The organism is Anaerococcus martiniensis (assembly GCF_043187485.1).
GTDB classification, from domain to species: domain Bacteria; phylum Bacillota; class Clostridia; order Tissierellales; family Peptoniphilaceae; genus Anaerococcus; species Anaerococcus martiniensis.
On record NZ_CP171106.1, the window covers coordinates 548,030 to 560,248 of the forward strand.

Consider the following 12,219-nt stretch of genomic DNA (forward strand, 5'->3'; position numbering starts at 1 on the left):
ACTGCTTATTTTTTTACTTATTTTTATATTGTTAATTTAATATAATAGTTAAATTTTGCTAGCACTGGCTTTGAGAAGATGAGGCTCGATGCTTCGAATCCTTTCACCCCGACCATTGATTTAAAGCAGTTTGTACTGCTTATTTTTTTACTTATTTTTATATTGTTAATTTAATATAATAGTTAAATTTTGCTAGCACTGGCTTTGAGAAGATGAGGCTTGTTGGCTTGAAGCCTTTCTAATTAATTCAATTTTTATTGTATCTATTTCTCTTTAAAATTTTGTAAACAAAAACCCGATAAGTTTTCTTATCGGGTTTATTTTTAAAATGCTTCCATTTTATTAAATGTTTGTCCTGTCATTTCGCCTTGTTCTGCTACGTTTAGTGCTCCGTTTTCAAATTTTGCATTGATTGGTGTATCTACATTGACACCTTGGATGGTAAGGCTTACTTCAGAACCATTTTCGCTCCATGTTCCTGTATGAACTCTTTGGTCTAGTTTATATCTTAGTGTTCCATCAGATTTTAATGACAGTCTTGTGCCGTTGCCTTGGTATTCACCTGCAACTCCGTCAGATTTTTCAAAATATTTTGAAACATCAACTGATATTGAGTCTTCTATATCTAGTCCGGATAGGGCATTATTAGCTCTTGTGATGACTTCTTCTAAGAATGCAAATCCATAATATGGAATCTCATAATAAGTGTAGTCATCTTCTACGAAGAATTTGTGGAAGATTTCATTATCTGTTGTGATTGGCCCTTCTGTGTAGAATTTGCCATCATCAGCCTTGCTATCTTTTACATTTTGATATTCAACAAATGTATAGTAGGTAAAGTCATTTGTGTAACGGCCTTCGTAGTCTTCCTTTGCCTTTACTTCATAAATTAGCATTACTCTATTCTTAAGATCTGCATTTGCATCTGAGCCTGTGATAGCTCCTAGATAATTTATTTCATTTATCTCTGTAAATGATCTGCCGCCAAATGTTTCTCTTATTAATTGACCGGCATTATATTTTAGGGTTCCTAGCAATTCTTCATCTAGATTATCAATTGTTGATATAAATCCATCTCCCAGGTCACCACTTGCTTCGGTGTTAGCCTCCTGATCAGAATTTTCTTCCTCAGTTTGGACAGCTTCACCAGGTGCTGTAAATGTCTTATCGATTGGATCTAATCTGATGCCATAAGAATTAAATATCTCATCTTCATCAAAGTTTAAGGAAATATTTACTTCCTCACCACTAGCTAGTTCACTAGTTTTGCTTGGTGCAATTTCTATATTTTTTAAGTATTCTGGTGCATCTTCTCTAAAGTTTGCAGTTAGTGTCATATTTGGACTTTCGCCTTCAAAATTCACATCCATATATTCAAATGGATCTACATATTCTTGGGTTATAAGCCCGTCTACAATTACTGATTTTATAGTATTTGTAAACATTACATTGTAATCATCTGCAATTGCACTATCAGAAACATTGGCTACAACTGTGATTTCTTCACCATTTGATAGGTTAGTATCCTTGCTAAATTGGAAGTTTGTGCTTTTTTCTAAGTCAGCTACCAATTGATTAGCAGGTGATGAATATTGGTCATCTTTTCTATCTTTATTAACATAAGCTATATCATTGCCATAATCTGCCAATAGTTTGGATGAGTTTAAAGTAGCACTTGGACTTGCTGCCCCATCATCACCGCTATATGTCACATCTATATATTGACTTAGGTCAATTTCTACTTCTGGAGCCGTGCGGTTTTTGAGTAAATATACTCCTGCAAGGGCAAGGGCTATGATTAGAAGTGGTAAGAGATAAATTGCTTTGAATTTGAAAGGCTCTTTTTCTTCTTTATTTGGTTCTGTATTTGTTTGATCATTTACAGGATTTGAAGTGTTTGCAGGTTCAAATGTCCTTGCATCTTGTTTTTCATCTGCAATAGGCCTATTTCCCGCCTGGGTCCTATCATCTGGTCTATAAGATTCAAATTCATTTTGACTATAGGAAATTTTTGGCCCACCACCATTGATTTGTCTAGCTATTCTTGCTTCTACAAATTCATTTGGTATGTCGTCATATCTGACTTCTTCTTTGCTAGGCTCATCTGATTGTTTATAATATCCAGCTGCCTTACCCAGATTTTGTGCAACACGCATCTGACTTGAAAGGCTTGTTTCATTTGCAAATTGATTTGGCTGATAATCTTGATTTTGCTCTTGGTCTTGGCCTTTGCTTTCAAATTTATTTTCACTTTGCCTATGTAAGACCTTATTTTGCACATAATCAGTTGGGTTCTTGCTATTATGATTAGTAGAAGGATTTCTTAAATCTTTCCTTTGCCTATCTTCAACTGGATTGTAACCATAATATGAAGGTGGAATCTCATTTTCATTTGCTTTTTCAGGTTCAATTTTTTGATTTAAATGGCTATAATTATTGTCATTTTCAAAAATTTCATCAGCAATTTGCTCATTTGCTTCTTTTTTAGATTGCTTATCTTGAGTTTTCTTGCTGGAGAAAGAACTTACAAATCTTTTAATCCTACTTTCTTTTTCCTTTGGCTGATCTTGTGCTTTTTGATTTTCTATTAAGTTTTCATTATTTTTTATCGATTCATAGGTAGATTTTTCCCTTGGCAAAGCCTCTTCTTGTGGGGATTCCTGTGTTGTTGGCGGATTGTCACTTTTTAGTTTGTGGCCACAAACTGGACAAAATCTCGCACTATCATCTACCCTTGCACCGCAATTAGTACAATTCATGCTTGCTCCTTTTAAAGCTATATATTATAATATACAACTTATTAACAAAAATATAAACCCTAAAAAGGGCTTATATTCTAAAAAATTACATATTATCTATAGTTAAATATGGCTTACCAGATGCTTTTGGTGCCTTTGACCTTCTTTGGAAGATAATTAGGATTAGTAATGTTGCCACATAAGGAATCATTGAAATAAATTCTATTGGCACATTTAATCCCGACCCACCTAGGTAGGTTGCAATTGATTGGGCAAGACCAAAGAATAATGATCCTAGGAGTACACCTTGTGGTTTCCAATTACCAAAAATTACTGTAACCAAAGCAATATATCCTTGCCCTGCAATAAGAGATGGTGAAAATGAACTTACAACCGCTAGGGCCATGCTTGCTCCACCAAGCCCTGCCATAAAGCCAGAAAATATTACTGATAAGTATCTAGTCATTGTTACAGAAATATTTAAGGTTTCAGCAGCTTTTGGATGTTCTCCAACTGCTATCACCCTAAGCCCCCATTTAGTTTTATAAAGGAAAAGGTATAAAACTACTACCATTATTAGGGCGATATAAACTGTGGCGTATTGGCCAAAAATATTTAAAAGTATTTGATTATCTGACCCTCTAAATAGCCTTGGGATTTTGTTTTCAAGTGGGATAGAAGGAGTTTGGCTTGCTCCATCAAAAAATAATCTTGCTAAAAATAGGGCCAAACCAGGTCCTAGTGTATTTATGGCTATACCAGAAATAGTTTGGTCACCACCTAGGGTAACTGAAATAAAGGCGTGAATTAAACCAAATCCAGCACCAGCCAGTCCTCCAGCTAAAAATGCCAACCAAGGATTTCCGACTTTGTATCCAACAGTTGCTCCAACTAGGGCACCAATTGTCATCATTCCTTCAAGTCCAATATTTACAACACCAGATTTTTCGCTCATCATACCTCCAAGTCCTGCAAAAAGTACTGGAGCAGCGTTTGAAAATGTATTTCCGATTATTAAAGCGAGCATTACTAAATTCATATTACTCCTCCTCCTTATCTACAGTTCTTATAATGATTTCTTCTCCAGTTTCGTTTATAACTCTTGGATTGGAGTCAGATTTGATTTCTTCTTTTACTTCATCTTTTTTAAGAATTTCTGTTTCTTCTTTATCAATAGTTTTGTCTTCTAAAACTTCTTTTTCTTTTACTTTTTTAACTGGTTTTTCAATTTTTTCTGCATTTGCTAGTTGATTTTTAGAATTTTTTCTGTTCCTAAATTTTGCACGAATAATTCTAAATACCAATGGTACGGCTGTAAATAGGATGATTGTACCAATTATGATATTGATCAATTCTGTTGGCACTCCCATAACTCTTTGGATGTTGCTTCCCGCATATTTTAGTGAACCAAAGAATAGGCCTGAAAATATAACTCCTATTGGATTATTGCCTGCTAAAAGTGAAACAGCTAATCCGTCAAATCCATAATTATCCATGGCAGAAATTATGGAAATAGCATAAGTAAATCCTAAAACTTGTGTAACACCAGCAAGGGCACAAATTGCTCCAGAAATCGACATTGATTGGACAATTTTTTTGCCAGAATCAATCCCACCATATTCACTGGCCTCACGATTTAAGCCAACAGCCTTTAATTCATAGCCTAAAACAGTCTTATTTAAGATATACCAAACTACAATCACTGCAATAATAGCAAGGATAGTACCAAAGTGAATTGGTGCTTTAAAAAATTTGCTAAAAAATGGTCCAAAATTTTTAACAGTTGCCCTATCAAACATGGTTATTTTTGCACTATCAAGGACATCAAAAGTTCCCATAGAGTTAGGTTGCTGATAAGCATAGCCAATAAAGTTTTGGAAATAAAAGGCAATCCAGTTTAACATGATAGTTGAAATTACCTCATGGATACCAAAACGTGCTTTGATATAGCCTGCTATAGCTCCATAAAGAGCACCGGCAATCATTGCCAAAATTATGGCAACAATTGGATGAAGGATTGGAGGAAGCGGCAATCTATATCCAACCAAAAATCCTACAACAGTACCAATTATAAATTGTCCCTCAGCCCCCATATTGAAAAGTCCTGTTTGAAAAGCAAAGCAAACGCCAAGACCTGTCAAAATAATTGGAGTTGAGCTTACAATTGCCCATCCCAGATTTCTTGGAGTCTTAAAAATCCCTTGAAATAAGGCTTGGTAACCCTCAATTGGGTCATATCCTGATATGCTAAGTACAATTGCACCTACTAAAAATCCTAATAATATCGAAATCAAGGTAAATATTAACTTGGAATTGCTGCGTGCAAGTTGCCTATTAGCCTTAACTTGTTGTGTATTTTCTGTCATTTTCCACCTGCCATTAATCTACCTAGTTCAAATTCGTCAGTTTCTTTAGGATTTTTTTCACCAACTATTTTTCCATCATAAATTACAAGAATCCTATCTGATAAGTCCATAACCTCATCAAGCTCAAAGCTGATTAATAAAACTGCCTTGTTTGCATTTCTAAGCTCTACCAGATATTGGTGGATAAACTCGATTGCTCCAACATCAAGTCCTCTTGTTGGTTGGGCTGCAATTAAGACATCAGGATTGTTTGAAATTTCACGGGCAATAATTACTTTTTGCTGGTTACCACCTGAAAGAGAAACTGCTTTTTCGTTAATATCATTTGGTCTAACATCAAATTTTTCTACCAAATTCCTAGCATTTTCGTCGATGTTTTTAAAATTGAGTCTTCCCCTGCTAGAAAATGGCTCTTTTTGGACATTTTCCAAAATCAAATTGTCTTTTATAGGATACTCTAAGATCAGACCACGTTTTTGCCTGTCTTCTGGGATAGAATTCATGCCAGTATCTAGGATATTTCTAGGATTTGTATTTGTAATATCCTTACCATTTAGGGTAATAATCCCTCTATTTGACTTTGCCATACCTGTTAGACAATCAATCAATTCTGTTTGACCATTGCCATCAACCCCAGCAATACCCAAAATTTCTCCAGCACGGAGTTCTAAATCAAGACCCTTTAAAATATCTACACCACGGCGGTCTTTTGCCCAAAGGTCTTCTACTTTTAGGACAACTCCACCAGTTTCTTGGGCCTTTTTGTCTACATTAAAGCTAACATTACGGCCAACCATTTTTTCTGCCAAAATATTTTCATCAACTTCTTTTACATTTAGCTTATCGATGAACTCTCCACGCCTGATAATAGTACAATTGTCAGCCATGGCCTTGATTTCAGCAAGCTTGTGGGTAATGATTATGATTGACTTATCCATTTTTGTAAGTTTGTTTATAATTTCTATAAATTCATTGATTTCTTGTGGAGTTAAAACTGCTGTCGGCTCATCAAAAATCAAAATATCCGCTCCCCTATAAAGAGCCTTTAAAATTTCTACTCTTTGTTGTTGGCCAACTGTAATATCCTCAACTCTTGCATCTGGATCAATCATAAGCCCGTATTCTTCGGACAATTTGGATATTTTTTCTCTGGCTGTCTTTCTATCTAAAAATAGACCTGTATCTTCTTCATAACCTAAGATAATATTTTCTGTAACAGTAAGAGGTTCTATTAACATGAAATGTTGGTGAACCATACCAATACCTGCATCTATGGCCATTTTAGGAGTCATATTTGTAAAAGTTTTGCCATTTATAGTTATTGTTCCATCACTTGGTGGGAACATACCATACAAAATATTCATAAGTGTAGTTTTACCAGCACCATTTTCCCCTAAAAGAGCGTGTACTTCGGATTTATGCAAGTCAAAATTGACATTAGATAAAACTTTATTATCTCCAAAAGACTTGCTAATATTTTTCATAGATACCACAGGATTTTCATTTAAATGCTTATCCATAATACCCTCGCTTCTTTATTTATATATCTACTTAATAATATCATAAATCATGCTTTTATAGTAGGATTTTTTTGCAAATTAAAAGACCCCAATAAAGAGGTCTATTAATTATGAATTTATTCTTTAATCCATTCTTGGTCAATTGCTTGTTCTTTATTTTCTGGAACTTCAATTTTGCCATCTATGATTTGTTGTTTTAATTCTTCTACTTTGTCTTTGATTTCTTGGCTAACTATACCATTGTCTGCGTATGCGATTGTTACTGCATCACCATCAGCAAGAGTAAATGTTTGGTCTCCAGCTTCGAATTTGCCTTGAGCGTATTCGTCAATGATTAGTCTTACAGCATCGCCTACACCTTTTACAGTTGATACTAGCATATTATCTGGAGCTTCGTCTTGTTGGTCACGGTCTACACCGATTACCCATTTGTTATTTTCTTTTGCTGCTTCGATAACACCGATTCCAACACCACCTGCTGCGTGGAAGATTACATCTGCACCTTCTTGGTACATTCTATCTGCAATGTTTTTACCTGCTGCTTGATCAGAGAAGCTGTTTGCGTATTGTACTTCAACTTCGATGTCTTCACCTTTGTCACGAGCTGCTTGTTCAACACCTGCTCTGAAACCATATTCAAATCTATCAATGATAACACCTGTGATACCACCAACAAATCCTACTTTGTTAGTTTCTGTTTGCATACCTGCAATGTATCCTACTAAAAATGAGTTTTGGTGGTCAGCAAATGTTACACCAAGTAGGTTTTCTCTGTCATTTTCGTTTGTATTATCGATTATTACATAGTTTCGTTCTGGGTTTTCTTCTGCAGCTTCATCTGTAGCTGGGAATAAAGCAAATCCTACTGTAAGGATAAGGTCTGATTCTGAGTCTAGAGCACTTTCTAGGTTTGGAACATAGTCAGCTTCTTTGTGGCTTTCGATGTAGTCAAAAGTTGCTTTTCCTTCTTCTTCAGCTTGTTGTAATCCTTCGTAAGCAGATTGGTTAAATGATTTGTCATTTACTCCACCAAAGTCTGTTACCATTGTTAGGCTAACTTCTTCACCTGTTGGTTCTGCTTCTGCTGCTTCTTCTTTATCTTCTTCTGGAGCTTCTGCTGCACCTTCTTCAGGACTTTCAGCTTCTTTTTCTTGATCAGCAGTTTGATCTGCTTGTTCTTCTACTTTTGTTTCATTATCAGCTGCTTCGTTTGTGTTTTCTCCTGTGTTTGCACCACAAGAAGCTAATACTAGTGATAATGATAGTGCTGTAGCGATTGACATAAAGTTTTTAATTTTCATCTCTTCCTCCCAAAAATTTTACTTTATGCCTTAATTTTAATACATTGAGGCACTTTTGTCTATAAATAATAATTTTTTAACTTATTTCTCTAATTTATAGAAAACTTATATTGTAAAATAGACATTAAATTTTTGTAAAATAAACTTTAAATATAGATGTTTAAATCTATTGCCATTTTTTGTCATAGATGTTATACTTATTACAGAAAAGGTTTCCACAAAATTTAATTTGAGAACGAGAGCGAGTTGTTTTTAATTTCACTCGCTTTTTGTCTTTAAAATCAGGAGGTTTATATGAGAGATATTTTTGTGGCAGAATTAGTCGGTACTTTCCTGCTAATTTTATTGGGTGATGGAGTTGTGGCTAATGTTTTGACCCGTAAATCTGGTATGCATGGTGGTGGTCCTGTACAAATTACCATCGCTTGGGGACTTGCAGTTATGATTCCTGCAGTTATATTTGGAGCTATGAGTGGTGCCCACTTTAATCCAGCTTTAACTATTGCTCTTGCCTATAAGGGTGATATAGGATGGAATACAGTAGGATATTATATCCTTGGACAAATGCTTGGAGCCATGCTTGGGGCACTTTTAGTTTACTTATTATTTAAAGACCATTTTGATGATACATCTGATGAAGATCCTAGCATCGTTCGTGGATGCTTTTGTACAGCTCCATCTATTAAAAATACTTGGAGAAACTTCTTATCTGAAATGGTTGGTACTTTTGTTTTAGTATTTGCAATTCTTGGATTTGGCAATGTTTCAGGTGCTGCTGATGTAGGAATGAACTACATTTATATATTTGGTCTAATCGTATCAATCGGTATGTCTCTAGGCGGACTTACAGGCTATGCAATAAACCCTGCCAGAGACCTTGGACCAAGAATCATGTATCAAATCCTACCTTTTAGGAATAAGGCAGATGTTATGTGGGACTACTCATGGGTACCAGTTGTAGGTCCGATCATTGGAGGACTTTTGGCAGTAGTTTTATTTAATATTGTATTTATATAATAAATTGATAAATAAACTCATTTACGATATAATAGTTATATAAATAAATAAGAATGAGTTTGGGCAAGTATAGATTTTATACTTGCCTTTTGTGTTTTTTAAGAAAGAAGGAGAATATGTATGATGTATTAGTCATAGGTGCAGGAGTATCTGGAGCATCCATTGCCCGTCGCCTATCCCGATATAAACTTGATATTGCCATAGTAGAAAAAGCAAATGATGTCAGCATGGGAGCAAGCAAGGCAAATTCCGCAATTATCCATGGAGGTTATGCAGAGCCCCACGATGAGCTAAGAGGCAGAATTTGCTATCCAGGACGTACCCAATTTGAAGAATTAGAAAACGAATTGCACTTTGGTTTTGTAGCTAATGGATCCTTAGTTCTTGCCTTTGAGGAAGAAGAAATAAAGACCTTAGAAAAACTTTATGATATGGGCATAGAAAATGGTCTACCAGATATGGAAATCATCGACCAAGAAAAATTAAGAGAAATTGAGCCAAATGTATCAGATAATGCTATTGCTGCTCTTTGGTGTAAGGGTGCTGGAGTTTGTTCTCCTTATGAATATGTGATAGCTCTAACAGAAAATGCTGTAGCCAATGGTGCAGAATTATTTTTAAACTCAAGAGTGTCAGATATTTCAAAAGATGACGATTACTTTATAGTAAAAACAGAAGATGGCAAAGAGCTTAAAGCAAAATATGTAATAAATGCATCTGGCCTAGAAGGTGCAGTAGTTTCAGAGATGATAGCCGAAACAGATTTTGATATCCACCCTAGAAGCGGGGAATATTTGATATTCCAAAAGGGAACAGGAAAAAGATTAAATAACGTACTTTTCCAAGTTCCAACAGAAAAATCCAAGGGAATCCTTGCCACAAGGACCTTCCACAACAACCTACTCTTAGGACCAGATGCCATAGACGAAGAAGAAATCGACCTATCAACCCACGAAGATAGACTAATGTACATCTACGAAGAAGCTCAAAAATCTGTAAAAGATGATGTAATAAACCTAAGAGAGTTTATCAGGTCATTTACAGGTCTAAGACCAGCAAGCTCCACCCATGATTTTATCATCGAAGAATCAAATGTAGCTGGCTTTATAAATGTAGTAGGCATCCAATCTCCAGGTATCACTGCAAGTCCTGAAATTGCAAAAATTGTAGAAAATATCCTAAAAGAATCAGGACTAGACCTAGAAGAAGACCCAGACTACAATCCAAACAGAGAGCCAATTATCGAGTACAAAGAACTAGAAGATATGAATAAAATCAAAGACAAACTTGATTTACCACTTGGCGATCCAGATAGGATTGTTTGTAGGTGTGAACAAGTCACAGAAAAAACAATCAGAGATGCAATGAACCGCGGCATACCAGTAGAAACCCTAGATGCAGTAAAACGTAGAACCAGAGCCGGCATGGGATTTTGCCAAGGACAATTTTGTAAACCAAGAGTCCTAGAAGTAATGGAAGATGAACTAGGCAAAAAACCAATCGATGACCTCTACGACTTTGAAAGAAACGAGCTATCAAGGCTAAATAAAAAAAGGGTTAATGAATTAATAAAAGAAATCCAAGAAACATCTAGAAAAGAGATTGAAGAGAAGGAAGAAGAATAAAAAATAGACCAAGTCTGAACTTGGTCTATTTTTATGCCCTCTCATCTGTAGCAATGACATTTACTCCTGTATCTAGGACATTTGCTATTACTACATCTCCAATATGAACTGGAGCTTTTATTTCTGTATTATTTATTTCTTTCATACAGTCAAATATTAATCCTTTTGGGATGGCTGTTTCTGTTTTTACTGGGACACTGTAGACTTTTGAGTCAGTTACTCTTACTGTTGAAGTTACCATTCTTTTTGGGTCTTTTACTTCATCTCTTACGTAGTTTTCCCCACGTTTGCAGTTATTGCCTTCTATATTGGTTATTTCTTTGCCATCCATGGTTACTACTACTTGGCAGCCCATGGGGCAGTTGATGCAGGTAAATTGTTTTTTCATATTTCCTCCAATTTTACTGTGATTTGTTTGGTGTCTGGATCTATGTCTTCTTTTTTAAGTCTTAGTAGTTCCATTTCTCCTGGAGCTAGGACTCTTTTCTTTCTTTCTACTATGCACTTGTCATCTGCATAGATGGCAAGTTTTCTAGATGGATATACGTTGTTTACCCTAAATTTAACTATGATTGAATCATCCATATTTTCATAGTCTATATACTGAGGCATGGTGTAGGATACTCCATCTCCTGCTGTGACATCTATTTTATTTTCTCCACTTGTACTAAATTCGCCTTTGATGTATTTTGCTGCACTTACTGCTGCTTGTTCACTTTCTTCTGATACAAAGTCTACCAAGTCGTGAACGTGAAGGACATTGCCTGCTGCAAATATGCCATCTACACTTGTCATTAGCTTATCTGAAACATATGCTCCTTTTGTTTTTCTATCTATTTTTATATTTGCTTCTTGAGTCAGCTCATTTTCTGGCAATAGACCTACAGAAAGTAAAACTGTATCACATTCTACAAATTTTTCTGTACCTTCTATGATTTTCATATTTTCATCTACTTTTGATAGGTAAACTCCCTCTACCCTATCTTTACCTTTTATGCCTGATATGGTTGTGGAGTAGTAAAGTGGGATATCATAATCGTGGAGACATTGGACAATATTTCTTTTTAGACCTCCAGAAAATGGCATGATTTCTGCAACACATTCTACTTTTGCTCCCTCTAGGGTCATACGGCGTGCCATAATTAGTCCTATGTCACCTGATCCAAGGATGACAACTTTTTTACCCGGCAAATATCCATCTATATTTACAAGTTTTTGGGCTGTTCCTGCACTATATACTCCTGCTGGACGACTGCCCGGAGTGTTTAAGGCTCCTCTTGGTCTTTCTCTACAACCCATGGCTAGGATAACAGCTTTTGGTTTTATTTCAAACATACCGTCTTCTTCATTCATTAGTAGAACTGATTTGTCTTCTCGTAGTTCTAGGACAATTGTGTTCATCATGATGTCGATGTCACGAGCCCTTGCTTCTTTTATAAATCTTTGGGCATATTCTGGGCCTGCTAGTTCTTCTTTAAATCTTTGTAGGCCAAATCCATTGTGGATACATTGGTTTAATATCCCACCTAGTTTGTCATCACGTTCTACTACTAGGATATTTTCTACTCCTTCATCATAGGCTTTTACTGCTGCAGAAAGTCCTGCTGGGCCACCACCTATTATTACTAAATCATATTCGCGCATTTATCTCT

At 35.6% G+C, this 12,219-nt stretch carries 8 protein-coding genes and 1 pseudogene; 2 read left to right on the forward strand and 7 right to left on the reverse strand.

Annotation, left to right across the window (positions count from 1 at the left end; all coding sequences use genetic code 11):
* Nucleotides 1-323: 323 nt before the first annotated feature.
* The 5 genes and pseudogenes from ACF3NF_RS02710 to ACF3NF_RS02730 all read right to left on the reverse strand — a co-directional run bounded on the left by ACF3NF_RS02710 (nucleotide 324) and on the right by ACF3NF_RS02730 (nucleotide 7,925).
* Complete coding sequence (locus tag ACF3NF_RS02710) at nucleotides 324-2,759, reverse strand: zinc ribbon domain-containing protein (protein WP_394023990.1); 2,436 nt, start codon at nucleotides 2,757-2,759, stop codon at nucleotides 324-326.
* An 85-nt stretch (nucleotides 2,760-2,844) separates the two neighbouring features.
* Complete coding sequence (locus ACF3NF_RS02715; RefSeq protein WP_394023992.1) at nucleotides 2,845-3,777, reverse strand: ABC transporter permease; 933 nt, start codon at nucleotides 3,775-3,777, stop codon at nucleotides 2,845-2,847.
* A 226-nt stretch (nucleotides 3,778-4,003) separates the two neighbouring features.
* Nucleotides 4,004-5,104 (reverse strand): annotated as a pseudogene (locus tag ACF3NF_RS02720) (ABC transporter permease); the annotation flags it as partial.
* The gene (locus ACF3NF_RS02725; protein ID WP_394023994.1) at nucleotides 5,101-6,624 is read right to left on the reverse strand and encodes an ABC transporter ATP-binding protein; all 1,524 of its coding nucleotides are present in this window, start codon (nucleotides 6,622-6,624) and stop codon (nucleotides 5,101-5,103) included. The gene ACF3NF_RS02725 and the pseudogene ACF3NF_RS02720, both read right to left, overlap by 4 nt.
* A 116-nt stretch (nucleotides 6,625-6,740) precedes the next feature.
* Nucleotides 6,741-7,925, reverse strand: coding sequence for a BMP family lipoprotein (locus ACF3NF_RS02730; RefSeq protein WP_394023996.1), 1,185 nt, complete (start codon nucleotides 7,923-7,925; stop codon nucleotides 6,741-6,743).
* A 294-nt stretch (nucleotides 7,926-8,219) separates the two neighbouring features.
* Here ACF3NF_RS02730 and ACF3NF_RS02735 point away from each other — a divergent pair, with 294 nt between their 5' ends.
* Nucleotides 8,220-8,942: an MIP/aquaporin family protein gene (locus ACF3NF_RS02735; RefSeq protein ID WP_394023998.1), complete on the forward strand. Its 723-nt coding sequence runs from the start codon at nucleotides 8,220-8,222 to the stop codon at nucleotides 8,940-8,942.
* 116 nt (nucleotides 8,943-9,058) lie between these two features.
* Nucleotides 9,059-10,567, forward strand: a complete 1,509-nt coding sequence (locus ACF3NF_RS02740) for an NAD(P)/FAD-dependent oxidoreductase (RefSeq protein ID WP_394024000.1) — start codon at nucleotides 9,059-9,061, stop codon at nucleotides 10,565-10,567.
* Nucleotides 10,568-10,598: 31 nt separating this feature from the next.
* Here the strand turns inward: ACF3NF_RS02740 and ACF3NF_RS02745 are convergent, their stop codons facing one another.
* Complete coding sequence (locus ACF3NF_RS02745) at nucleotides 10,599-10,955, reverse strand: DUF1667 domain-containing protein (RefSeq protein ID WP_394024002.1); 357 nt, start codon at nucleotides 10,953-10,955, stop codon at nucleotides 10,599-10,601.
* On the reverse strand, nucleotides 10,952-12,211 hold the full coding sequence (locus ACF3NF_RS02750; protein WP_394024004.1) for an NAD(P)/FAD-dependent oxidoreductase: 1,260 nt from the start codon (nucleotides 12,209-12,211) through the stop codon (nucleotides 10,952-10,954). Before ACF3NF_RS02750 ends, ACF3NF_RS02745 begins: the two co-directional genes overlap by 4 nt.
* Between the last annotated feature and the right edge of the window lie 8 nt (nucleotides 12,212-12,219).